A 24,344-nucleotide genomic window follows, 5' to 3' on the forward strand; every position below is an offset into this window, starting at 1 on the left:
CGCCGAGGCCTCGTTCGCGGTGACGTGCCACAGCAAGCGCGCCCGCGACGCCGTTCCCATGTCCGTCTCCACCGTTTCGCGACCTGCGATCCCTGTTCCGGGAGGCCTCCGCGCACCCGCTCAGGCTCAGGTTTCCAGGCGGTCAAAGCATTGTAATGTTATTACAATGCTTATAGGACGAAGGGGCCGGCGCGCGCCGTGCACGGACCGCTTCCCCCATGCTTCTCTCGATCCATCGCGCCCGCTCCGGCGGGCCGGCTCCCCTCTGCGGCGTTCTCCTCGCGCTCCTCGCCAGTCCGACCGCCGCCCAGGAGGCCGTCACCCTGGATGAACTCTCCGTGGCCGGCGCGGGCGGAGACCCGAACCGCGCTGCGCCGACCGGCCTCAATCTGCGCACCCCCGACCGGACCGCGAGCCGCCTCGGTCTGACGCCGCTGGAGACGCCGGCGAGCCTCGACATCGTGTCGGGTGAGACCGCGCGGCTGCGCGGTCAGGACACGATCGCCGAGGCCGTGACCCAGGACGCCACCGGCATCACCACGATCGCGGCACCCGGCAACGGCAACGGCGCCTTCACGTCCCGGGGCTTCGCCGGCCCGAACTCGATCCAGCAGCTCTACGACGGCACGCGCTTCTACGTCGGCGCCAACACGGTGACCTTCCCGTTCGACACGTGGAACGTCGAGCGGATCGAGGTGCTCCGCGGCCCGTCTTCGGTGCTCTACGGCGACGGCGCCATCGGCGGCGTGATCAACGTGGTGCCGAAGAAGCCGGTCTTCGTGCCGATCAACGCCGCCCGCGCCGTTGTCGGCACGGATGGCGTTGCGCGCCTTGCGTTCGATTCGGGCGGTGGAATCGGTCAAGCGGAGTTCGGCGACACCTTCGCGTATCGCCTCAACGTCAGCGGCAATCGCGCCGACGGCTGGATCCGGCCGGAGGGCGATTTCCGCAACCTCGCGGTCTCGGCCGCCCTGCTGTTCCGGCCGAGCGCCGATCTGGCGTTCACCCTGAGCCACGATCTCGGCTACCAGGAGCCCGCCCGCTACTGGGGCACGCCGCTCGTCGAGGGACGGATCCCGGATCTCATCCGGTTCAACAACTACAACGTCCGGGACGCGAAGATCACCTGGGCCGACAACTGGACCCAGCTCAAGACCGAATGGTCGCCCTCGGCCGACATCACGATCCGCAACACCGCCTACCGGCTCACCAGCCGGCGCCACTGGCTCGACGTCGAGCAATATTCCTACAACCGCGGCACCGGGCTGGTGGACCGGGGCGATTATCTGGAAATCTACCACAGCCAGGAGCAGGTCGGTGACCGGCTCGACGCGACGTTCCGGGGCAGCCTGTTCGGCTTGCCCAACCAGTTCGTGGCCGGGTTCGATGTGAACCACATCGACTTCCGGCACACCAACAACTTCTACTTCGACCAGACCACCAGCGTGCCGCTCGTCGGCTACGATCCGGGCCTCTTCCCGCAGAACGGGCGAGCCCGTCCGGCCTACGCCACGCAGACGAGCCAAGCCTCGGTCTTCGCGGAGGACCGTCTGATCCTGTCGGACAAGCTCTCGTTCCTCACCGGCGTGCGCCTCGACGTGCCGACGCTGAATCGGGAGGACCTGCAGACGGGATCGCGGTTCGAGAAGACCTACCGGGCGCTGGGCTACCGGTTCGGCCTCGTCTACAACCCGACGCCGGACAGCGCGCTCTACGCCCAGTACAGCTTCGCCACCGACCCGGTGAACAGCCTGATCACGCTGAACCAGTCGCTGGCGGGCTTCAAGCTCGCCACAGGCGATCAAGTCGAGATCGGCGCCAAGGGTCTTGCCTTCGACGGTGCCGTGGAATGGACCATCGCAGGCTACCGGATCGTCAAGGACAACCTGATCTCGGCAATCCCCGGCCAGCCGACGCTGTCCACGCAGGTGGGGAGCCAGTCCTCGCAGGGATTCGAGCTGGCCTTGGGCTGGCGCTTTGCTCCGGGCTGGCGGCTGGACGGCAACCTCGCGCTGCTGCACGCGCAGTACGACCGGTTCGACCAGACGGTGAACGGCGCCACCGTGTCGTATGCCGGCAACCAGCCCATCGACGTGCCCGAGCGCGTGGCCAACCTCTGGCTGACCTGGGACGTCTACCGCGACTGGACCGCGCGGGTCGGGCTTCAGAACGTGGGGCAGGTCTACAGCGACTTCGGCAATACGGCGCGGCGCCCGGCCTACAACCTCGTCAACGTGGTCCTCGACCATCAGGTCACGGCGGAGTCGCGCCTGTCCGTGCGGGTCTACAACCTGTTCGACAAGGTCTACGCGATCAGCGGCAATGCCGTGAACGGGGTCGGGACCAACTGGCTGCTCGGGCGGCCGCGCTCGGTCGAGGTCGCCTACACGGTGACGTGGTGAGCCTGCCGCGGCGGCTCGGCAAGGCGGGGCGGCGCTGGCTGCTGCTGTTCCACCGCTGGGCCGGGATCGCCGCGGGGCTGTTCTTCGCCCTGTGGATCGGCTCCGGACTGGTGATGCTCTACGTGCCGTTCCCGGCGCTCACCGGGGCCGAGCGCCTGGACCGACTCGCACCGATCGCCTGGGAGCGCGTCGCGGTGGCGCCCGACGACGCGCTGCGGGCCGGCGGTCTTGCCGGCGTGCCGGCGGCCTTCGCCCTGGAGATGCGCGGTGCGGAACCGGTCTACCGGATCGCCGACCGCGACGGGCGCCGGGCCACGGTCTCGGCGCGGACCGGGGAGCGGCTCGGCCCGCTGACGCCCGAGGATGCGTTGCGTCTCGCGGCCGAGGGGATTCCGGGCGCACATGTCGATCCGGTCGAGCGGGACCAGTGGACCGTCACGGCCCGGTACGATCCGCTCCGGCCGTTCCTGAAGGTCGTCCTCGACGATGCGGCCGGGACCGAGCTCTACGTGTCTCAGGTCACCGGCGAGGTCGCCCTCGACACGACCCGCTTCGAGCGTGGCTGGAACTGGGCCGGCGCCGTGGCGCATTGGATCTACCTGACGCCGCTGCGCGCCCGGGCCGATCTGTGGCGGACGGTCCTTCTGTGGCTGTCCGGCTTCGCCGCCCTCGGGGCGCTGAGCGGCCTCGCGATCGGGATCTGGCGCCTGCGCCTCCGCCGCCGCTACGCGGGCGGCGCCGTCACGCCCTATCGCGGTCTCGCACGCTGGCACCACCTGTTCGGCCTCGCGGGCGGAATCGGACTCAGCACCTTCATCCTCAGCGGCTGGATCTCGATGAACCCGAACCGCTGGTTCTCGTCGAACGCTGCGCCCGCCGAGATCCGCGCCGCCTATGCCGGACAGCCCGCCCCCCTCGGCCTCGACGCCGGAGCCCTGCGGGGCTTCGCAGAGGCCGGAACCCGCGCGCTGCGCTTCGCCGCCATCGGCGGGTCCTGGTGGATCGTCGCCGACACACCGGCGGGAGCCCGGAGCCGCAGGGCGGATGACGGCACGCTCCTCGATGCCGCCGCGCTCGCGCGGGCCGCCGGTCCGGCCCTGCTCGGCGGATTACGGACGGCAGAGACCCTGACCGCCTACGACCTGTACTGGTATCCGCATGGGATCGACCCACGGCCGCTTCCGGTGCTGCGCCTGCGCTTCGCTGATCCGGACGCCACGTGGCTCCACGTCGATCCCCGGGACGGGACCATCCTCCAGCGCCTGGATCGCTCCGGCCGCATCAACCGCTGGCTGTTCGACGCCGCGCACCGCCTCGATCTGCCCGGGCTCAGCGTCAACCGCTCGCTCCACGATGCCGCCCAATGGGTCCTGAACCTCCTAGCGGCGGGGATCGCGGTCACCGGTCTGGTCGCGGGCTGGCGCCGCCTGCGCCGCGTTCTGTCGGCCTAGGGGGCCGGCCGAGGCTCCCGGTGCCCGACGCGGCCGAGCACGCCCGCTTGGTCGTCACGCCGAAAGCGCAGTGACCCGGTGCCCGCCGACAGCGCGACGTCCGACGCAGCCCTGAATGGCTTCGCCGCGCGCGCAAGGACGGCGCCGCGGCGGCCGCAGCGTTCAGAACCGCGCCGTCAGGAACAGCCGCACGTTCCGCCCCGGCAGCAGGATCTCGTCCTTCTTGAACGAGGTCGAGTTGCGGATGTCGTCGTTCAGGAGGTTGCGGCCCTGGACGCCGAGGGTGATCGCGCTCGCCCCGTAGACCGCGGGATCGACCGCCTTGGTGTAGCTCAGCTCGGCCCGCAGGTCGTCGTAGCCGGGCGTGGGCGTCTCGTAAACCGCCGTGGCGTCGTGGCTGAAGGCGTGGATGAGGTTCACCCGCGCGAACCATCCGTCGGCCCGCAGATAGACGCCGCCGCCGAGCCGGTAGGGTGGGATGCGCGGCACGTTGGTGCCGTTGTCGAACTGAGCGCGGACGAAATCGAACTGCCCCTCGATGCCGGCGAAGCCGTTGCCCACCGGCAGGAGGTCGTACTGGCCGATGATCTCGGCGCCGTAGAAGGTCGCGTTCTGCTGCTGATAGACGATCTGCCGGTTGTCGGTGCCGACACCGCAGGAGGCGAAGTCGTCGTCGCAGGTCAGCCCCGTGTAGTTGCGGTAGATGAAGCCGGTGTAGCGCGTGAAGTAGCCGGTGGCGTCGAGGCGGAAGGGTCCCTCGGCCCGCCGGATGCTGGCCTCGACGGTCCGGGCGCGCTCCTTCTTGAGGTTCGGGTTGCCGATCTCGAAGGTCGCGGTGGCGTCGTGGGGCCCCTGCGAGAACAGCTCGTAGCCGGTGGGTCCGCGCTCGACATAGGAGCCGGTGAGGCTCGCCACGAAGCCGTAGGGCAGATCCTGCAGGGCGCCGATACTGGCGCTCTTCGGCGCGAAGCGGCGGGTCCGGGCGTACTGGAACGGCTCCTGCCCGTCGACCGGCACGTAATCGCTGGGGAACTGCGCGGCCGTACTCGACAGCCGATCGACCTCGTAGCGCCCGGCCGCCTGCAGACGCGTGCCCGGACGCAGCTCCAGCTCCTCGAACAGGTAGACCGCGTTCGCACGGGACTCGGTCTTGGGCAGGAACGATTCGAGCTGCGTGTTGATCACACGCCGGTCCGACTGGAAGCCGAGCGCGCCGGTGAGCTTGCCGAGATCCGTGAAGACCGGGACGTGCTGGAGTTCCAGGCGCCCTTCGGCCTCCCGGTTCTTGAAGATCGCCTGGACGCCCTCGATCCCGTCATCGCCGATGCCGACCTCGTTGTGGCGATAGACCGAGTAGCCCGCCCAGTAGCGGATCACCTCGAAGGGGCCGTCGAGGGGCCGGTACTCGCCCCGCGACAGCACCCGATCCTGGTTCGGGGTCAGCCGGGTCCGGTCCTGCTCCGCCACGCCGCCGGGGATCGCATAGATGGCGTCGTAGTGGCTGAAGGAGATGCCGACGAAGCCGCGGTCGCCGATCGCCGAGATGCCGACCGCGCCGCCCTGCGACTCGTTGTAGGAGTTGCGCTGGATCCCGCCGGGGATCGCGTAGCTGTCGTTGGCCGTCTTGAAGCCGTCGGCGTGGACCGCGATGCCATCGCCGCCGGCATCCACCGTGGCGGCCCCGAGCCGGCCGTTGTCCACGCTGGAGAAGCCGGTGGTCACCTGCCCCTGCACCCCGTTCGCCGGAATGAAGGTCGGCACCCGGTTGTTGTCCGCCGAGACCACGCCGCCGATGGCGCCGGAGCCGTAGCGCAGGGTCGCGGGGCCGCGGATCACCTCGATCCGGTCGGCCACCAGCGGATTCACCGGCACGGCGTGGTCCTCGCCGAGGTCGGACACGCCGCCGTTGACGATGCCGTTCTCCTGGATGCGCACCCGGGCGTTGTCGAGACCGCGGATGATCGGCCGTGAGGCCGCGCCCGGGGCGTAGGACGTGCCGGAGATGCCCGGCCTGTCGAACAGGGCGTCGCCCAGGGTCCGGGGCTGATCGCGCGCGATCTGCTCCTGGGTGACCACGGTGACGGGGGAGAAGGTGTTGGTCGCCACCGGCAGCACGCCGATCGGGACCGCCGCGTCGGCGATCGGCGCCGTGCGCGGGGCCTGGATCGGGCTCGGACTGGTGACGCTGATCTCGTCGAGGGTGACGGCCTGCTGGGCCCGGGCAACGGAGGGGACGAGCACGCCGGTGCAGACGGTCGAGGACAGCATTGTGCCGGCAAGGAAGCGGAGGCGACGCAGGCGGGACATGGAGACTCACATAGTGTTATACTGTTTCAGTGTCGCGGACCTCGGGTCCGGTGCAAGGTGTAATCCCGCGCCATCCCGACACGCTTGAGAAACGTTACATCGTTGCAACAGCTTCGCCGGGTCCCGCCGCTGCGGAGCGTTTCACCGCCTTGACTTTGAAATGTTATAACATTTTGATTGCGGCATGACACAGCCCGATCGCCGCCTGCCCGTCACCGTCCTGTCCGGCTTTCTCGGAGCCGGCAAAACGACGCTGCTCAATCATGTTCTGAACAACCGCGACGGCCGCCGGGTGGCGGTGATCGTGAACGACATGAGCGAGGTCAACATCGATGCCGACCTCGTCCGCGCGGGCGGAGCCGACCTGTCCCGGACGGACGAGACCCTGGTCGAGATGACCAACGGCTGCATCTGCTGCACCCTGCGCGACGATCTGCTCGCCGAGGTCCGCCGCCTGTCGGAGACCGGGCGGTTCGATTACCTGCTGATCGAGGGCACCGGCATCGCCGAACCGCTGCCGATCGCGTCGACCTTCTCGTTCCGGGACGAGGCGGGCCGCTCCCTGTCGGATCTGGCCCGGCTCGACACGATGGTGACCGTGGTCGACGCGGTGAACCTGCTGAAGGATTACGGCTCGGCCGCGTTCCTGCGTGAGCGCGGGGAGACCGCGGGCGCCGAGGATACGCGCACGCTCGTGGACCTGCTCGTGGAGCAGATCGAGTTCGCCGACGTGGTGGTGATCAACAAGGCGGACGACGTCTCACCCGAGCATCTCGCGCTGGTCCGCTCGGTGGTGCGCGGCCTGAACGCCGACGCCCGCATCCTCGAGACCGATCACGGACGTGCGCCGCTCGCGGAAATCCTCGACACCGGCCTGTTCGACGAGGAGAAGGCGCAGCAGCACCCGCTCTGGTTCAAGGAACTCTACGGCGCCCACGCGCACGTACCGGAGACCGAGGAATACGGCATCGCCTCCTTCGTCTACCGGGCCCGGCGCCCCTTCGACCCCGAGCGCTTCAACGCCTTCGTCAACGCCACCTGGCCGGGCCTGATCCGGGCGAAGGGCCATTTCTGGCTGGCGACGCGGCCGGATTGGGTCGGCGAGTTCTCCCTGGCGGGGGCCGTGGCCAGGGTCTCCGCGATGGGGTTCTGGTGGTCGGCGGTGCCGCGGCGGCGCTGGCCGGAGGCGCCCGAGTTCCGGGAGCGCCTGCATACGGTCTGGAGCGAGGTCTGGGGCGACCGGCGCCAGGAACTGGTCTTCATCGGATCCGGGATGGACCGCGCCGCGCTCATCGCCGCGCTCGATGCCTGCCTCGTGGACACCGGACCGGATCGCGCACCTTTCGATCCCGCGCCCTACCGCGAACTGCCGGATCCGTTCCCGGCCTGGCGCCGGGCCGCGGCCTGAGCCCCGCCGGTCAGGCCGGCAGGCCCTCCGTCTCGTCCTCGGCCTCGATCTCGGCATCGGCCTCCGCCACCTGACCGGAGGCACCGGCTGCCTCGGCGAGGCCGCGGGCGGCCTTGCGCAGGAGCTTGCGCAGGCGTCGGCGGTCGGTCTTGTCGAGGTGGTCGAGCAACTCGGCCTCGACCTCTTCCTGGATCCGCTCGATCGCCTCGGCCTTGGCCATGCCGGCTTCCGTGAGCTGAACCCGGACCACGCGGCCATCGCCCGACTCGGCCCGGCGCTCGACGATGCCGAGGGCCGCGAGCCGCGTCACGGTCTTGGACGCGGTGGGCGGCCGCACCCGCAGCAGCGCCGCGAGATCACCCATGGTCATGGTGCCGGCCGCAGCCAACGCCTGCACCACCTGCTCCTGGCCGGCGAAAAGCCCCAGCTTGGCCAGCCGGTCGCCGGTGCGGGCGCGGTGCAGGCGCGCCGCCTGCACCAGCGCCCAACCGACGCTGCGGACGCCGGGCGGCCGCATCTTCTTGGACGTGTGGCCGAGCACGGCCGCAGCTTCGTCCTGATGATCGCGCTTCTGCTTGTCGCCCACCGGAGCGCCCGAATTAATGCCGGCGGCCGCCGGACGATCCTGAAACTGCACCGTCCACCCCCGTCACGCGGCCGCTCCGGTCCGTGTGGCGCTGGCCGGTGACGGTGCGATGACGGGGCCGACGTGAAGGTCGGATCAGCAGTGCATGAGGCGCTGAAGACGGTCCAGGATATCCTCGCCGGTGCAGGGCCGGGCGATGAACTCGGCATGCTCGGGCATGCGGGCCGGATCCGGGGCCGCGCGCCCGGAGACGATCAGGATCGGCAGTTGCGGCCGCGCCTCGGCCACGGAACTCGCCAGATCGAACCCGTCGGTCTTTCCCGACAGCTGCACGTCCGTGACCAGGCCGCAGATGTCCGGGCGCGCCTGCAGGATGCTCAGCGCGCGCTCGGCCGAGGCGCACTGAACGGTGTCGTAGCCGCCTTCCTCCAGCACGTCCCCGAGGTCCATGATCGTCAGCGCCTCGTCCTCGACGAGGAGGATTACCGGCCGATCGCCGCTCGAACCCGTCTGCTCGCTCGCCACTGTGTACTCCCTTTGGCAGCGTCCGGCCGCGCGGGCCGCCGCACGCATCTCCAGCCGTAGGCCCAACGGCAGAAACGGTCACGGGTTGCAGGCGCCCGCGGAGACGGATCACGGGAATGTGGAACGCCCGGTCGTCATGCCGATCCGGGCGCCAGCTCGGTCACCACGGCGGCGACCGCCTCGATCAGCCGGTCGAGATCCGCTGCATCGATCGTGAGGGCGGGGGTGAGATAGACGATGTCGCCGAACGGCCGGACCCAGACGCCGCGGGCGAGCAATCGCGCCTTGAGGACGGCCAAGTCGGGCGCACGGGCGAACTGCACCGCTCCGATGGCACCGAGTACCCGGACATCCGCCACGCCCCGCACCCGCCGCAGGGGTTCCAGCCCCTCGGCAAGACGGGCCGCGATGGCGCGGGCCTGGATCAGCCGTGGCTCCGCCTCAAACAGATCGAGGCTGGCATTGGCCGCTGCGCAGGCCAGGGGATTGGCCATGAAGGTCGGGCCGTGCATCAGCGCGGCCGCGGGGTCTTCGGACCAGAACGCCGCGAACACCTCCGTGCGGGCGACCGTGGCGGCGAGCGCCATCGTTCCGCCCGTAAGGGCCTTCGACAGGCAGACGATGTCGGGCACGATTCCCGCCTGCTCGCAGGCGAACAGGCTGCCGGTGCGCCCGAAGCCGGTGAAGATCTCGTCGGCGATGAGCGGCAGTCCGTGCCGGCGCGCCAGCCCGGCGATCGCCGCGAGCACCTCAGGCGGGTGCGTCCGCATCCCGCCCGCACCCTGGACCAGCGGCTCGACAATCACCGCCGCCAGGGTGTCGCGATGAGACGCGAGGGCCGCGTCGAGCGCCGCGGTCTCGGCCGCGCTTCGCGGCAGGTCGCAGAAGATCTGGCTCGGCAGGTAGGCACCGAAGCGGCGATGCATGCCCTCCTCGGGGTCGCAAACCGACATCGCCCCCATCGTGTCGCCGTGATAGCCGCCCCGGAACGCCAGGACCTTCGTCCGGCCGCCCACCCCGCGGTTGATCCACATCTGCGCCGCCATCTTGAGCGCGACCTCCACGGCGACCGAGCCCGAATCGCTCAGGAAGACGTGGTCGAGATCGCCCGGCAGCAGGGCGGCGAGCCGGCGCGCCAGCGTCTCCGCCGGCGCATGGGTGAGGCCGCCGAACATCACGTGGGGCATGCGCGCGAGCTGGTCGGCGACAGCGCCCGCTATGTGCGGGTGATTGTAGCCGTGCACCGCGGTCCACCAGGAGGCGATGCCGTCCACGAGTTCGCGGCCGTCGGCGAGGCGGATGCGGGTGCCATGCGTCGCGACCGCCTCCAGCGGCGGCGGGGCGAGGCGCATCTGCGTGTAGGGCCGCCAGAGATGGCCTGCGGGCGTTTCGAGGGTCATGCGTCCGGCATGGAAGCCCCTCGGACGGGGGTCAAGAGTCCGGCACCCGCCGCTTGACTTTGCCGCCGCGGCATCGCCCATCCCCATCCCCATGGACAGCCTCGACGCCTTCGCCACCGGGAAACTCGAAGCCCTCGAGGCCGGTCGCCTGCGCCGCACGCTGGTGCCGACGGAGCGCGGCTCCGGCGCCGCGGCGGCACGACGGGGCCGGACGCTCGTCTCCTTTTCCTGCAACGATTACCTCGGCCTCTCGCATCACCCGCGGGTGATCGCGGCGGCTCAGGCGGCCGTCGCGAGCCACGGTGCGGGGTCGGGCGGGTCGCGGCTCGTGACCGGCGACCATCCGTATCTCGGCGCGCTGGAGGACGGCCTCGCGCGCCACAAGGGCACGGAGGCCGCCCTGGTCTTCGGCAGTGGCTATCTCGCCAATCTCGGCATCACCCCGGCGCTGGCCGGGCGGGGCGACCTCATCCTGCTGGACGCGCTGTCCCATGCCTGCATGTGGGCCGGCGCGCGGCTGTCGGGCGCGCGGGTCCTGACGTTCCGCCACAACGATCCCGGCGACCTCGCGGCCCAGCTCGCGGAGCACCGCCCCCATTACGGGCGCGCCCTGGTGCTCACCGAGCGGGTCTTCAGCATGGATGGCGACCGGGCGCCGCTCGGCGACATCCTGGGCATCGCGGAGACCTTCGACGCCTGGACGCTGGTGGACGACGCCCACGGCATCGGCGTGGTCGAGGACGGGCCGCGGGCGCCGCTGGAAATGGGCACCCTGTCGAAGGCGCTCGGCTCGTATGGCGGCTATCTCTGCGCCTCGCGCCCGGTCATCGACCTGATGACGAGCCGCGCCCGCAGCTTCGTCTACACCACCGGCCTGCCTCCGGCCTCGGCCGCCGCCGCCCTGGAGGCGCTGACGATCCTGGAGGCGGAACCCGACCGGCGTGCCCGACCGCTGACCCTCGCCCGGCGCTTCACCGCCCGTCTGGGCCTGCCGGAGGCCGAGAGCGCCGTCGTGCCGGTCCTGGTCGGCGAGGCGCAGGCGGCGCTCGACATCTCGGCCGCGCTGGAGGCCTCGGGATTCCTGGTGGTGGCGATCCGCCCGCCGACCGTGCCGGCCGGGACCGCGCGGCTGCGGGTAGCCTTCTCGGCCGCCCACGACGAGGCCCAGGTCGACGCCCTCGCGGAAGCGGTGGCCGTCCTCACCGGGCGCGCCTGAGAACCGCTTCCCGTCCGCGTGGCGCGCACCTATACCGGGCGCCTGACGGAGCCGGAACGCTCCGGCCGGCCCGCCGCCGAGAAGCGGGTCAGATCCGGAATTGAGAGGACGACGCCATGGACGCCACCACGCTGCGAGCCCTCCAGGCTCCGATCAAGGACAAGTACCGCACCGCACCGGACGCGGCGGTCATCACACTGAAGGCCAGGGGCACGCTGGACGACACCAAGATCGCCTGCAAGGTCGAGACGGGCCGCGCCATCGCGGAGGCCGGGCTCCATCCGGCGACGGGCGGTTCGGGGGCGGAGCTGTGCTCGGGCGACATGCTGCTGGAGGCGCTGGTCGCCTGCGCGGGGGTGACGCTCAAGGCCGTGGCCACAGCCCTGGAGATCCCGCTGCGCGCCGGCACGGTCAGCGCCGAGGGCGACCTCGATTTCCGCGGCACCCTCGGGGTCGACAAGGAGGCGCCGGTGGGCTTCCGCAGCATCCGCCTGTTCTTCGAACTCGATACCGACGCGCCGGAGGACAAGCTGGCGCAGCTCCTGAAGCTGACCGAGCGCTACTGCGTGGTGTTCCAGACCCTGAACCACAAGCCCGAGCTGTCCGTGGCCACGACCACGGTCTGACGGAGGGAGCATGGCGGGCGGCATCACCCAGACCGAATACTGGAACGGCGAGGTCGGCACGCGCTGGGCGCGCAATCAGGCCGTCCTCGACGCGATGTTCCTCCCGCTGACGGAGGCGCTGTTCGCCCGCACGCCCCTCGCTCCCGGCGACACGGTGCTCGATATCGGCTGCGGTGCGGGGGCCACGACCCTGGAGGCCGCCCGTCGGGTCGGGCCCGGCGGCACCGTCACGGGGGCCGACATCTCGGCGCCGCTGCTCGCCGTGGCGCGGGACCGCGCCGCCGCGGAGGTTGCACGCACCGCCCCGATCCGGTTCGTGGAGGCGGATGTCGGGACGGCCGATCTCGGTCCTTTCGACGGGATCCTGTCGCGCTTCGGCGTGATGTTCTTCCCGGATTCCGCCGGCGCTTTCGCCAACATTCGCCGGATGCTCAAGCCGGGCGGCCGGCTGACCTTCCTGTGCTGGCGGACCTTGCCCGAGAATCACTGGGTGAGCGTGCCGCGCGACGCGGTGCTTCCGCTCCTGCCGGAGCCCCCGCCTCCGCCGCAGCCCGACACGCCGGGACCCTTCCGCTTCGCCGACCCCGACCCGCTGGTCGCGCTCCTGCGCGACGCCGGGTTCGCCGGCGTGACCTGCGACGCGCTCGACCGGGACATCGTCGTCGGTCAGGGCGAGACCGACACGGCGGCGACCGCGGCGGCCACCCACGTCTCCCTGAACCTCGGCCCCAGCTCCCACCTCGTCCGCGAGGCCGCACCGGATCTCCGGGCGCGCGCCGAGGCGGCCGTGGCGGCGGCCCTTGCACGGCACGCGGCGGGCGGCGCCGTGCGCCTGCGCGCCGCCTGCTGGCTCGTTCAGGCGGGCTGAGCCGGCATCCCGCGCCGCCGGGCGGGCGGCGCGTTCTCTCAGAGTCCCAGGGCGCCGCCGTCCGAGCGCGGGTCGTGGGTCGCCTCGATCCGACCGTTCCGGGGATGGCGGACCAGCATGCCCGCGTGCCCGAGCGAGTCGATGTAGGGTCCGCCCAGTTCCTCGATCTCGTGGCCGAGTCGGCCGAGGGCCGCGATGCAGGCCGAATCGAACCGGTCCTCCACCTTCACGCTGAGCGAGGGCGCCCCCCAGGTGCGCCCGTAGAGCAGGCGCGGCGCGTCGACGGCATCGGCCACCGACATCCCGTAATCGGCGTAGCGGGTGAAGATCTGGGCCTGGAATTGCGGCTGCCCGTCGCCGCCCATGCTGCCGTAGCTCATCACACGGCCGTCGTCGAAGGCGGCGAGCGCCGGGATCAGCGTGTGGAAGGGGCGCCGCCCCGGCTCCAGGGGATTCACGGCCTTCGGGTCGAGGGAGAACGACATGCCCCGGTTCTGCCAGCAGATGCCGGTGGCGGGCAGCACCGTGCCGGAGCCGTACTCCCAGTAGACCGACTGGATGTAGGAGACGGCAAGCCCGTCCTTGTCGATCGCGCCCATCCAGACCGTGTCGCCGTGACCCGGATCGGGCAGGGGCACCCGGGCTGCGCGACCCATGTCGATCAGCGCGGCCTCGCGGGCCAGCCGTTCCGGGGTCAGGAAGGCAGCGGGGTCGTGCCGCAGGCGGGTGAAATCGGTGACCACCCGGTCGCGGATCGCGAAGGCCCGCTTCGTCGCCTCGATCAGCCCGTGATAATGGGCCGTGCGTTCGGGCTCAGAGACATTCAGCCGGTCGAAGATCCCGAGGATCAGCAGGGCGGCGAGCCCCTGGGTCGGCGGCGGGAAGTTGTAGAGCGTCGCGTCGCGGCGCCGGATCGACAGGGGCGCCCGCTCCACCGCCGCGAAGGCCTCCAGATCCGCCCGGGTGACCGGCGCACCGAGGCGCTCCAGGTCGGCGGCGATCTCCCGGCCGATATCGCCGCGATAGAAGTCGCCGAGCCCCGCATGAGCGAGCTGCTCCAGGGTATCGGCGAGGCGGGGCAGCGCGCGGGTCTCTCCGGCGGGATAGGGCTTGCCGTCCTTCAAGAAGGTTGCCGCAAAGTTTGGCGCGTCGTGGAGCGTGTCGAGTTCCTGGGGCACGTAGCGTGCCTCCGAGGGCGAGACCGCGACGCCGGCTCGGGCCTGACCGATCGCGTCGGCGAAGAGCGTCTCCAGGGGCAGGCGGCCGCCGAGCGCCCGCGCCAGCTCCAGGGCGAGGCGCCAGCCGCCCACCGCGCCCGCCACCGTGACCATGGCGTCGGGTCCCCGCGCGGGGATCGCGTCGTAGCCCTTCTCGCGGTAGCGGGGGATCGTGGCGAGACGCCCGGCCGGGCCGCAGGCCTCGATGCCCCGCACCCGGCCGCCCCGCTCGCGCACCAGCCAGAACCCGTCGCCGCCGATGCCGTTCATGTGCGGATAGACCACCGCGATGGAGGCGGCCATCGCCACCATCGCCTCGATGGCGTTGCCCCCCTGGGCGAGGACGGTCTGGCCGGCCTGGGCGGCGAGGCTGTGGGGTGCGGCGACGGCGGCGGACGTGAAGACGGGGGTCTCGGGCATCGACGGTCCTGTGGTGTACCGGCCGCAGGGTTAGGCGAGGCGACGCCTCCTGCAAAGACCAAGCGCATACGGGCGGCGGGCCATGCTATGCTGCGCGTGTGCTGTCGCCCAGAAGCGGCCGATGTCCTGCAAACTCATGTCCTGGCTGGCCCTCGGCCTGTCGACCCTTCCCGCTGCGGCCCAGACGCGGACCGTGTACGAGGGCGCGGGCGCCGATCCGCGCATCTCGGTCTCGCAGCCGGAGACCACCAGCCAGGCCTCGGGCGGCTATGTCCGCTCGGTGGAGCCCTCTCTCGGCCCGCTCGGCGACCCGCTCGGGATCCGCCCGGTCCTGAAGGAACGGGGCATCGCGTACAGCCTGACCTACATCGCCGACGTGCTCGGCAATCCGGTTGGCGGCCTTAGACAGGGTGCGATCGTCGAGGATCGCCTCAACCTGCGCCTCAACCTCGACCTCGACCGGCTGGCGGGCTGGCAAGGCGCCACGGTCCATGCCAACGCCTACTTCATCCACGGCACCGGCCTGTCGCGCTACTATGTCGGCAACCTGCTGACCACGAGCGTCATCGAGGCGCTGCCGTCCACGCGGCTCTACGTGCTCTGGTTCGACCAGAGCCTGATGGACGGCCAGCTCGGGATCCGGATCGGGCAGCAGGCTGCCGACACCGAGTTCTTCGTCAGCCAGACCGCGACGCTGTTCGTGAACTCGACCTTCGGCTGGCCGGTCATCACCGGGCTCGACCTGCCGAGCGGCGGGCCGGCCTACCCGCTCGCAGCCCCGGCGATCCGGGCCAAATACGTGCCGGGCAACGGCTTCTCCCTGCAGGTCGGGCTCTACGACGGTGATCCGGCCGGTGCGAACCGTCCGGGTGACGATCCGGAGGCGCAGCGCCTCAACCGGACGGGCACCAATTTCCGCCTGCGCGATCCGGCTCTGATCATCGCCGAGGCCACCTACGCGTACAACATCGCGCCCGGTTCCCGGGGCCTGCCCGGCGACATCACCCTGGGCGGCTGGCAGCATTTCGGCCGGTTCGACAGCCTGCGCTTCGACATCACCGGCGTGCCGCTCGCCGACCCGAACGCCACCGGGATCGGCCGGCCGGTGCGCGGCAATGCCGGCCTCTACGCGATCTACGACCAGACCCTCTACCGGGAATCCGGCAAGGACGACGAGGGCCTCGGCTTCTTCGTGCGTGCCGCGTGGTCGCCCACCCGCTCCAGCCTGATCGACGCCTACCTGGATACCGGGCTGGCCTACAAGGGCCTGTTCGACGGGCGCGACGACGACACGATCGGCCTCAGCGTCGCCTACGCGCGCATCAGCGACGAGGCCCAGCGGGCCGACCGGGACACGATCCTCTACTCGGGCATGCCGATGCCCCGCCGCCGCGCCGAGGCGGTGATCGAGGCGACCTATCAGGCCGTGGTCGTGCCGGGCTTCACGGTCCAGCCCGACGCGCAATACGTCATCCGGCCGGGCGCCGGCATCGCCGGTCCGGACGGCCGCCGGCTGCGCAACGCGGCGGTGCTTGGGGTACGCGCCACCGTGCAGTACTGAGCCGGCCTGCGACCGTGGGCCCCGGAACGGTCCCGGGGCTCCGCCTCTTTCAGCAGCATGTTAGTCTTCGAGTGGGTCGTCGGCGTCCTGTTCGGCGCCGTCCTACTGGCCGGTGTCGCACGTCGGCTCGGGGCGCCATATCCGGCCTTCCTGGCGCTGGGCGGTGTCGGCCTCGCCTTCGTCCCCGGCGTCCCGAACCTGCGGCTCGATCCCGAACTGGCGCTCGCGCTGTTCCTGGCTCCGGTCCTGCTCGATGCCGGCTTCGACGCCTCCGTGCGGGATCTGAAGGAGAACTGGCGCGCGGTGGCCGGGCTCGCGGTCGGGGCGGTGGCGGTGACCACGCTCGCCGTCGCGGTCGTGGCGCGGCTCGTCGTCCCGGACATGCCGCTCTCCGCCTGCATCGTGCTCGGTGCCGTGGTCGCGCCGCCCGACGCCGTGGCGGCACTGGCGGTGCTCAAGCACGCGCCGATGCCGCACCGGCTCGCCACGATCCTGCGCGGCGAGAGCCTGCTCAACGACGCGGCCTCGCTGCTGATCTACCGGCTCGGCGTGACGGCCGCGATGGCCGGCACCTTCCACCCGGCGGAGGTGGCGCCGGCGTTCCTCCTGGGCGTCGTCGCGAGCCTCGTCGTCGGCCCCTGCCTCGGCCTGCTGTTCGTGGCCGTGACCCGGCGCGTGACCGACCCGGCGAGCGCGATCGTGATGCAGTTCGTCGCCGCCTTCGGGATCTGGCTCGCCGCGGAGCGGCTCGAGCTGTCGGGGGTCCTGACCATCGTGACCTTCGCGGTGACGGTCGCCCGCCGGGCCCCCGGCGTCACCGCGCCCCGGGCTCGGGTGATCTCCTACGCCGTCTGGGACACGGCGGTGTTCGTGCTCAACGTCCTGGCTTTCGTGCTGATCGGCATCCAGATCGACCCGATCCGGGAGCGGCTGAGCGGCGCGGATGCGTGGCAGGCCCTGATCCTCGCGGGCGCGACCTTCGCCACCGTGGTGGTGACCCGCCTCGCCTGGGTCCTGCCGACCACCGGGAGCCGCGAATTCGGCCTCCGCCAGGCCGGAGTTCCGGCGCGGCTGGGGCCGGGCATCGCCCTGTCCTGGGCGGGCATGCGCGGGATCGTCACCGTGGCGGCCGCCCTGGCGCTGCCTGCCCAGTTCCCGCACCGGGATCTCGTGGTCGTCGCCGCCTTCGTTACGGTACTCGGAACCCTGATCGTTCAGGGCCTGACCCTGCGGCCGCTGCTCGCCCATCTGCGGCTCGAGGACGACGACCCCGTGGGGCGTGAGACGGGCCGGGCCCGGGCGGCGGCCTACAAGGCCGCCCTCGACAGCCTCGCGGATGCGGAGGACGCACCGGCGACCGACGCGCTGCGCGCCGAGTTCCGCGCGGCCCTCGCGGAGGCGGAGGCGCACGACGAGGGCCTGGCGCCGGAGAGCCTGCCGGCGGACGCCGCCCGGCGCCAAGCCGTCGAGGCCGCCCGCGACGCGGTGCTCGCCCTGCGCCGCCAGGGCCGGATCGGCGACGACGCCTATTTCCTGCTGGAGGAAGAGTTCGACTGGGCCGAACTCAGCGCGACGCCGCGCGCGGAGACCTGAGGCCGCGCGCCGTCACACGCCCTTGCGTGCCGCGATCCGGGCCTCGATCGCATCCCAGACGGCGACGGACAGGTCGGGGCCCCCGAGCCGCTGGATCGCCCGGATGCCGGTGGGCGAAGTGACGTTGATCTCGGTGAGGTGCCCGTCGATCACGTCGATCCCCACCAGGATCAGGCCCCGCCGCGCCAGCTCGGGCCCGATCGTGGCGCAGATCTCGCGCTCGCGGTCGGTCAGCTCGGAGGCGGAGGCGGCCCCGCCGCGGACCATGTTGGAGCGGATGTCGTTGGCCGCCGGGACGCGGTTGACCGCGCCCATGGGGACGCCGTCGACCAGGATGATGCGCTTGTCACCCTCCGTGACCCGGTCGAGGTAACGCTGCACCACCCAGGCCTCCCGGAAGGTCGTGGCGAACAGGTCGAACATCGAGCCGAAATTCGGATCCTTCTCGGTGACCTTGAACACGGCCGCGCCGCCATGCCCGTGCAGCGGCTTCATCGCCACCGTCCCGTGCTCCAGCCGGAAGGCCTCGATCTCCGCCTTGTCGCGGCTGATCAGGGTCGGCGGCATCAACTCGGGAAAATCGAGGACGAACAGCTTCTCGGGCGCGTTGCGCACCTCGAAGGGATCGTTGACCACGAGGGTCTCCGGATGGATCCGCTCGAGCATGTGGGTGGCCGTGATGTAGGCCATGTCGAAGGGCGGATCCTGGCGCATCAGCACCACGTCCGCCTCGGCCAGGTCGAGCCGCTCCGGTGGCGCCAGAGTGTAATGCGCGCCTTCGACGTCCTGCACGCTCAGGCGTTCGACCCGCGCGGTGACGCGCCGGCCCTGCATCGAGAGCCGGTCCGGCGTGTAGTAGACGAGCGTATGCCCCCGCCGCTGGGCCTCCAGCAGCAGGGCAAAGGTCGTGTCACCCGCGATCCGGATATTCTGGATCGGGTCCATCTGAACCGCGACGGTCAGGCTCATACCAAACGCCCCTCGCCAACGGCGGACATCACAACCGGATGCGGCAATCTCAATCGTCGGACAGAGACTTGCTGCCCGTGCGCTTGTCGTAGTCGCCGATCGCCGACCGGCATTCGGGAGACAGGCGCTTGCGGTTGCGCATCATGCAGCGATCCGCGTCCTGGCTGTTCGGGTCGACGCCCGCGCAGAGGCGGAAATAGTCGTTCGCGCAGCCAAGCTGCAGGCCTTGGTCCTCGCGCTGGGCATAGGCGGGGCCAGCCGTCAGCGCGAACAGCGCCAGCGCCGCAGTAGCCAACCCGCGGCGGCGGGCGGCGCGCAGGGATCGTTCCGGAACCAGTCGCATTCAGCGGTGTCCTCAATCTCGCTCGGGCGGAGAACCGACGCGGCGGTCCCGCAATCGCCCGCGTCCGGCATATCGGTCGGGCCGGGCGGTAGGCAAGCGTTGGAGGTCCCGAGGGGTTCCGCGCAGGAACGTCGCGACCACGCTTCGCCGCGGTGTGGCTCGCGGGTCGCACGGCGGCGGCGTCCGACAAGACACGACGGTCCACATAAGAAGGCCCCGTCCGGGATCGGACGGGGCCTCAAGTCGAAGGGAGGAAACGCCCGCCATGGGCACGGAAGGCCACGCAAGTCGCGCGCCAACTCCCATCAGAGCGCTCTTCGGGCGCCGATGCCTGGAAAGACTCCGTTAACCACGTCGTGCTGGATTGTTTCGGTAGCCCTTGCCGACGCCCTCCGAAGGGCCCGGGCCAGATGCTCGGACCGCCGACAGGAGCCGGAGACCATGACCCTTTTCAAGCCGCAGGAGACCGGCGAAATCCGCTCGTCGAAGTCGGCCGCCGATCTGTCCCGCAGAGTTGCGCCGGCCGCGTCCGCGGACCTGATTCCCTTTCCGGGCGCCGAGGCGCGTCGGAGTTCCCGCATTCCGCGCTCCGGCGAGCGGCGCGGCGAGATCCTCCTGTTCCTCGGCGTGCGCTACGAGCGCCTCGCGTCCTGAGGACGTCGCGGTCCATGTCACATCGGCCGCACGCCGCCACAGACGGTTCTCCCATGTCAGCCCCGGATCGCCGGCCGTTCGACCGCGCACGCCGAGCGATGCGCCTCGGCCCCGTCGGCGCTGCACTGGCCGTGCTCGCAGCCTGCACCCAGAGCGGCGATTTCGGCCGACCGCGTACGGGGGTCTGGAACGGGCTCATCGATACGACAGGCAGCTTCAGCACCCGAGACCGCGGGCGCCTGCTGCTCGAATCCGGCCTCACCGACGACGAGCAGGCCCTGCGCGACCGCGCATGGCGATTCGTCCAGCCCGCCAGCAGCTTCACCGCCTTTCAGGACGCGGTGCTGGGCCTCGCCAGCGCCCACGTGCTCCCGCCGACCTGGCGCTACGAGGAAGTGGGATCCTATTACGAAGCCCTCACGGCGGAGCCGTCCCGCTCCCCGGTCTCCCGCTACCGGAAGCTCGGCGACGACGCCACGGCCGATGCCCGGCTGATCCCGATCTTCGTGGCGCTGGCCGCCCGCGTCATCGACGCCGATGCCGCGCGTCTGCGCAGCCTGCCCTTCGCCAAGACCCTCGACAACGCCGACGTGCTGGAGGCCGCCCAGCGGGTCGCCGAGAATCGCTGCCTGATCGCCTGGGTGCGCTTCGAGGCCGGCCTGCGGCTCGCGCGCTACCGCTTCGCCCTGGAACACCTGTTCGCCGCGGCGCCGGCACCGGAATCGGTCTCGGCCGAGCGGTCCATCATGATGCTGGCCGCCCGCCGCAACCTGCTCGACCCGCTCCTCCCGCCGGATGCCGCGGCCCGCTGCGGCCTCGGACCGGCTCCGCTGCCGCCCCCGGTGCCGGTCGCGCAGGCGGAGCCGCTGGTGGTCAAGTATTGAACGACCGAGACTGCGGTCGCGCCCCACCCTGACGACGACAGCGCCCGTGCTGCCGCGACATCGGCCGCGGGGCCGACCTGCAGGCCTGCGCGTGTCCGGATCGTGGGTCACGGCGATGGGCAGGCCCATCCGGCCGACCGCACAGCGCTGGAGACGCGGACGATCAGCGGACCCCCGAACGGACGAAGGTGGCTGAGGGCCGCCGCACGTCGATCGACGCAGCCAGCCCGTTCGAAGGTCCCGCTAGCGTCCCGTCCCCTTGCCGGGCCCATCCTTGCCGGGCCCATCCTTGCCGGGCGCGTCCTTGCCGGGCGCGTCCTTGACGGCCGCGTCCTTGCCCGTCGGCGCATCGTCCGTCGACGTGTCGGTGGTGCAGGAGACGGCCTGGACCGCGGCATTCGCGGCGGGACGCTGGCTCGGGAGACCGGCGATCACCCGCACCACCACGAAGCCGCGCGTGTCGGGCGCCACGATGCGCACGTCGCGGCTCGGATCGTTCTCGTCGTCGTCCGCAAGCGCCTCGTCGTACTGGGCGCGGGTCAGGATGACGAGGTCGAGGGCGCCACGGACCGCGGCCTGGTCGGTCACCGCGTAGAAGGCCCCGCGGCGGGCATGCGCGGCGAGCGACAGGGACAGGGGACCGGTGCGGGCGGAGACGCGCATGGGCCCGTCCGCGAGGTTGTAGGCGCAGACGCCCACCGCCACCGCCGGATCCGGGATCGGCAGCCATGCCTCGGGCGGGGAGGGGTCGTCACCGGTGGCGACCGTGTAGATCGACTGCGGATGGTCCAGGTTCTCGCTGGTGCGGGCGCGCGAGACGGCGTCGGCTTCCGAGAGGGCAGGGATCGCCAGGACCGCCGCGATGTGGACGATCCCGGCGAGCACGAGGCCGATCAGCGTGGCGTAGACGAAGCGCAGGCTCACGAGGCGCATCCGAGGCGAGTGACGGCCGGCACGGAACTCCGGTCGAGGGACCCGACGCTGGCGGCCACCGGCGTATCGTAGAGGCGCAGCGCCAGCCGGACCGGACCGGTCGCCCGCGGGCTCGGGAGCCAGTTCCCGGGCTGCACATCCGGCGCGAGCACGATCGAGAACCAACCGTCGGGCGCGCGCAGCACCTCGGTGGAGGTGAAGCCCTCGCGCAGGGGCGCACGGCCGGGATCGCGCGGGCCGCGGCCGGCCACCGTGATCGTCCAGGCGCGGGCGGGCGGCGTCGCGCCGCCGATCCGGTAGGTGCAGGTGGCGTCGAGCGCCTGTCCGGCATCGTCGACCGCCGCCGTCAGGAGCAGGCCCTCACCGACCGCCAGAGGGATCTCTCCCCGGCGGGCATTGACGGCGCGGGTGTAAGGATCCGCATTCGCCGCGCCGGCCCGCGGCCAAGCGGTCCAGGCACCGACCTGAACGCCCCCGAACGGATAGCCGCCGCTCGTCGCCCAGTCGGCGCTGGCGAGGCCCAGGAGGGCGCCCAGCGCCAGGGCGTAGACGGCAAGGCCGGCGATCGAAGTCTTGCGCCACAGCCGTCGGACGAACCGGACCGCGCGGCTGCGCGGGGCGCCGGCGGACATGGAGACGCGGCCGAACGCGTCGGGAATCGTGAGCTTCATGCGCTCACCGAACCTCGGTGAAGCCGCCGACCGGGCGGCTGCCCTCGGCAAGTTCGCGCAGCTGGCCGGACGGCGGCACCGCGGCCCGGTCGCCGGGCTTCCTGCCGGTCTTCCGCGCGTCTCCGGTTCCGGAGGGTGCGTCCGGAGCCGGTTCTGCGGGGGCGCGCTCGACCGTGCGGAACAGGCCGTTCAGGCCGCTGATCACCTCGAAGGAGCGGCGCGAGAGCTTGCCGTAGGCGCTGGCATTGGGGTCGATCGGGGCGGTCGGGCCCCCGGAAGCCTGCTGCTGGGCGGCGCGCGGGCTGTCCTTCAGGCCGGGCAAACCCTTGATCTCGATGCCCTGATGGGCCGGCTCCATGATGTCGTGCCAGGTCTGGGCAGGGAGCGAGCCGCCGGTCAGCTTGTTGGTGGAGGTGTGATCGTCGTTCCCGAACCAGACGGCGCCCACGTAATTGCCCGTGTAGCCGACGAACCACGCGTCCCGGTAGGCGTTCGTGGTGCCCGACTTGCCGGCCACCTTCACGCCCTCGAGCTGAGCCCGCTTGCCAGTGCCCTCCTCGACCACCTTGTTCAGCATGAAGTTCATGTCGGCCACGACCTGGGGCGAGAGCACCCGCTCGGGCGCCTCGTCGGCGTGGCGGTAGATCACCTCGCCGGACGAGTTCTTCACCTCGATGGCCGCGTAGGGCTTGGCGCGGAAGCCGCCGTTGGCGAAGACCGCATAGCCCGCCGCCTGGTCGATCACCGTCACCTCGTCCGAGCCGATCGGCATCGACACCGTGTCGATCAGGTTCGAGGTGATGCCCATCTTGTGGGCAAGTTCGGTGATCTTTGCGCGGCCCGCCTTGGCGGCCCGGGCCTCGTGACTGATGCCCATGGCCTTGCCGAGGGAAATCGAGATCTTGATCGGGATCGTGTTGATCGACTTCGCCACCGCGAGCCACATCGGCACCCGGCCGGCATAGGAGCGGCCGTAATTCTGCGGGCACCAGTTGCCGATGCAGACGGGACTGTCGACCACCGTTGTGTCGGGCTTGAACAGGCCGGAGGCGAGCGCGGCCGAATAGACGTAGGGCTTGAACGACGAGCCGGGCTGGCGCAGGGCGTCGGTGGCGCGGTTGAACTGGCTCTCGCCGTAATCGGCGCCCCCCACCATGGCGCGCAGCGCCCCGTCCGGGTCGAGGATCACCATCGCGGCCTCGTCGACGTCGTAGGCGTCGCCGGACTTGCGCAGGATGTCGGCCACGACCTCGTCGGCCCGCTTCTGGATGGCGAGGTCGAGGGGCGTCTTCACGGTCAGCACACGGTCGCTGCGCAGCTTGCCCGCGTCGGCCATGGCCTTGATCTCGCCGAAGGCCCAATCGAGGTAATAGTCGGCGGTGATGTCGCGGGTGCGGGTCACAGGGGTCGCAGGGTTGCGGAGCGCCGTCTGGATCTGGCCCTCGGTGACGAACCCCGCCTCCACCATATTGTGCAGCACGTCCGCCGCCCGGGCGCGCGCCGCCGGCAGGTTGACGTGCGGGGCGTACTTGGTGGGCGCCTTGAACAGGCCCGCCAGCATGGCGGCCTCGGCGAGGCTGATGTCCTTGAGCGGCTTTCCGAAATAATAGTCCGCCGCCGCCACGGCGCCGAAGGTGCCGCCGCCCATATAGGCGCGATCGAGGTAGAGCTTCAGGATCTCGTTCTTGGTGAGGTGGCTCTCCAGCCACAGGGCCAGGAACGCCTCGTTGATCTTGCGCTCCAGGGAGCGCTCGTTCGTCAGGAACAGGTTCTTGGCGAGCTGCTGGGTGATCGAGGAGCCGCCCTGCGTGCCGCCGCCGCCGCGCGAGTTGTTGACCAGCGCCCGGAGGGTGCCGATCGGGTCGATGCCCCAATGCTCGTAGAAGCGCCGGTCCTCCGTGGAGACCAGCGCCTTGATCATGATGTCGGGAAAGTCATCGAGCTTGAGCGAATCGTCATGCTTGATGCCGCGGCGGCCCACCTCGGTGCCGTAGCGGTCGAGGAAGGTGACGGCGAGGTCCTGCTGCTTGAGCCAGTTCTCGCTCGTCAGCTGGAAGGCGGGCTGAGCCAGGGCGAGCATCAGGACAGCGCCCCCGGTCCCGATGGTGACGCCCTCGCTCGTCAGGTCGAGGGCGACGCGCTTCCAGCCGCGCACGGCGAACCGGCTCATGACGCGCTGGAAGCGCTCGTAGGCTTCGCCCGTGGACTGGCCGCCATCGTACAGGCTGGCATTGACCCAGGCGTCGAAGGCGAGCGCGGCGCGTTCGAGGCGGACCTTGATCTCGGTGAGCGTCGGCAGGCGCACGATGT

General features: G+C 71.1%; 20 protein-coding genes. 10 read left to right on the top strand and 10 right to left on the bottom strand.

The window, feature by feature from the left end; translation table 11 throughout:
- Positions 1-218: 218 nt before the first annotated feature.
- Both MCBMB27_RS01920 and MCBMB27_RS01925 read left to right on the top strand, forming a co-directional pair.
- Entirely contained in the window at positions 219-2,402 is a 2,184-nt protein-coding gene (locus tag MCBMB27_RS01920) for a TonB-dependent receptor (RefSeq protein WP_075379736.1), read from the top strand.
- Entirely contained in the window at positions 2,396-3,853 is a 1,458-nt protein-coding gene (locus MCBMB27_RS01925; protein ID WP_075379737.1) for a PepSY domain-containing protein, read from the top strand. Before MCBMB27_RS01920 ends, MCBMB27_RS01925 begins: the two co-directional genes overlap by 7 nt.
- A gap of 162 nt (positions 3,854-4,015) precedes the next feature.
- On the opposite strand, the gene MCBMB27_RS01930 is transcribed toward MCBMB27_RS01925, so the two are convergent.
- Positions 4,016-6,121, bottom strand: a complete 2,106-nt coding sequence (locus tag MCBMB27_RS01930) for a TonB-dependent receptor (protein WP_075381848.1) — start codon at positions 6,119-6,121, stop codon at positions 4,016-4,018.
- 223 nt (positions 6,122-6,344) lie between these two features.
- Here MCBMB27_RS01930 and zigA point away from each other — a divergent pair, with 223 nt between their 5' ends.
- Positions 6,345-7,568 (top strand): zinc metallochaperone GTPase ZigA, encoded by a 1,224-nt coding sequence (zigA, locus tag MCBMB27_RS01935; protein ID WP_075379738.1) that lies wholly within the window; start codon positions 6,345-6,347, stop codon positions 7,566-7,568.
- A 10-nt stretch (positions 7,569-7,578) separates the two neighbouring features.
- Here zigA and MCBMB27_RS01940 read toward each other — a convergent pair whose 3' ends face one another.
- The 3 genes from MCBMB27_RS01940 to MCBMB27_RS01950 form a co-directional block, all read right to left on the bottom strand.
- The gene (locus MCBMB27_RS01940) at positions 7,579-8,205 is read right to left on the bottom strand and encodes a MarR family winged helix-turn-helix transcriptional regulator (RefSeq protein WP_043388777.1); all 627 of its coding nucleotides are present in this window, start codon (positions 8,203-8,205) and stop codon (positions 7,579-7,581) included.
- Positions 8,206-8,289: 84 nt separating this feature from the next.
- Positions 8,290-8,679, bottom strand: a complete 390-nt coding sequence (locus MCBMB27_RS01945) for a response regulator (RefSeq protein ID WP_020093672.1) — start codon at positions 8,677-8,679, stop codon at positions 8,290-8,292.
- A 134-nt stretch (positions 8,680-8,813) separates the two neighbouring features.
- Positions 8,814-10,079, bottom strand: a complete 1,266-nt coding sequence (locus MCBMB27_RS01950) for an adenosylmethionine--8-amino-7-oxononanoate transaminase (protein WP_043348472.1) — start codon at positions 10,077-10,079, stop codon at positions 8,814-8,816.
- A 91-nt stretch (positions 10,080-10,170) separates the two neighbouring features.
- On the opposite strand from MCBMB27_RS01950, the gene MCBMB27_RS01955 reads away from it, so the two are divergent.
- From MCBMB27_RS01955 to MCBMB27_RS01965, 3 genes are all read left to right on the top strand, one after another.
- Positions 10,171-11,295, top strand: coding sequence for an aminotransferase class I/II-fold pyridoxal phosphate-dependent enzyme (locus tag MCBMB27_RS01955; protein ID WP_075379739.1), 1,125 nt, complete (start codon positions 10,171-10,173; stop codon positions 11,293-11,295).
- A gap of 116 nt (positions 11,296-11,411) precedes the next feature.
- A complete protein-coding gene (locus tag MCBMB27_RS01960; RefSeq protein ID WP_043349744.1) occupies positions 11,412-11,921 on the top strand; it encodes an OsmC family protein in 510 nt (169 codons plus the stop codon).
- 10 nt (positions 11,922-11,931) lie between these two features.
- Positions 11,932-12,789, top strand: coding sequence for a class I SAM-dependent methyltransferase (locus MCBMB27_RS01965; protein WP_075379740.1), 858 nt, complete (start codon positions 11,932-11,934; stop codon positions 12,787-12,789).
- 38 nt (positions 12,790-12,827) lie between these two features.
- Here MCBMB27_RS01965 and MCBMB27_RS01970 read toward each other — a convergent pair whose 3' ends face one another.
- A complete protein-coding gene (locus tag MCBMB27_RS01970; RefSeq protein ID WP_075379741.1) occupies positions 12,828-14,426 on the bottom strand; it encodes a gamma-glutamyltransferase family protein in 1,599 nt (532 codons plus the stop codon).
- A gap of 121 nt (positions 14,427-14,547) precedes the next feature.
- On the opposite strand from MCBMB27_RS01970, the gene MCBMB27_RS01975 reads away from it, so the two are divergent.
- Together MCBMB27_RS01975 and MCBMB27_RS01980 are read left to right on the top strand one after the other, a co-directional pair.
- Positions 14,548-15,987 carry a carbohydrate porin gene (locus tag MCBMB27_RS01975; RefSeq protein WP_075379742.1) on the top strand — a complete coding sequence of 480 codons (1,440 nt, stop codon included), beginning with the start codon at positions 14,548-14,550 and terminating at the stop codon, positions 15,985-15,987.
- Positions 15,988-16,044: 57 nt separating this feature from the next.
- On the top strand, positions 16,045-17,580 hold the full coding sequence (locus MCBMB27_RS01980; RefSeq protein ID WP_075379743.1) for a cation:proton antiporter: 1,536 nt from the start codon (positions 16,045-16,047) through the stop codon (positions 17,578-17,580).
- Between the two features lie 12 nt (positions 17,581-17,592).
- On the opposite strand, the gene gshB is transcribed toward MCBMB27_RS01980, so the two are convergent.
- Positions 17,593-18,549, bottom strand: a complete 957-nt coding sequence (gshB, locus tag MCBMB27_RS01985) for a glutathione synthase (protein WP_043388789.1) — start codon at positions 18,547-18,549, stop codon at positions 17,593-17,595.
- A 49-nt stretch (positions 18,550-18,598) separates the two neighbouring features.
- Positions 18,599-18,892: a hypothetical protein gene (locus tag MCBMB27_RS01990; protein WP_043349730.1), complete on the bottom strand. Its 294-nt coding sequence runs from the start codon at positions 18,890-18,892 to the stop codon at positions 18,599-18,601.
- A gap of 441 nt (positions 18,893-19,333) precedes the next feature.
- On the opposite strand from MCBMB27_RS01990, the gene MCBMB27_RS01995 reads away from it, so the two are divergent.
- Positions 19,334-19,546, top strand: coding sequence for a hypothetical protein (locus MCBMB27_RS01995; RefSeq protein ID WP_043349728.1), 213 nt, complete (start codon positions 19,334-19,336; stop codon positions 19,544-19,546).
- Positions 19,547-19,644: 98 nt separating this feature from the next.
- Positions 19,645-20,430, top strand: coding sequence for a hypothetical protein (locus MCBMB27_RS02000; protein WP_043349725.1), 786 nt, complete (start codon positions 19,645-19,647; stop codon positions 20,428-20,430).
- 243 nt (positions 20,431-20,673) lie between these two features.
- On the opposite strand, the gene MCBMB27_RS02005 is transcribed toward MCBMB27_RS02000, so the two are convergent.
- Genes MCBMB27_RS02005 through MCBMB27_RS02015 form a run of 3 tightly spaced genes read right to left on the bottom strand, consistent with a single transcriptional unit; the run spans position 20,674 to position 24,339 of the window.
- Positions 20,674-21,363: a DUF1254 domain-containing protein gene (locus MCBMB27_RS02005; protein WP_075379744.1), complete on the bottom strand. Its 690-nt coding sequence runs from the start codon at positions 21,361-21,363 to the stop codon at positions 20,674-20,676.
- Positions 21,351-22,034, bottom strand: a complete 684-nt coding sequence (locus MCBMB27_RS02010; RefSeq protein ID WP_043388792.1) for a DUF1214 domain-containing protein — start codon at positions 22,032-22,034, stop codon at positions 21,351-21,353. Before MCBMB27_RS02010 ends, MCBMB27_RS02005 begins: the two co-directional genes overlap by 13 nt.
- Before the next feature lie 4 nt (positions 22,035-22,038).
- Entirely contained in the window at positions 22,039-24,339 is a 2,301-nt protein-coding gene (locus tag MCBMB27_RS02015; protein WP_043755990.1) for a transglycosylase domain-containing protein, read from the bottom strand.
- Positions 24,340-24,344 lie beyond the last annotated feature (5 nt).

Origin of the sequence: Methylobacterium phyllosphaerae (genome assembly GCF_001936175.1) — a bacterium.
Classification (GTDB): domain Bacteria; phylum Pseudomonadota; class Alphaproteobacteria; order Rhizobiales; family Beijerinckiaceae; genus Methylobacterium; species Methylobacterium fujisawaense.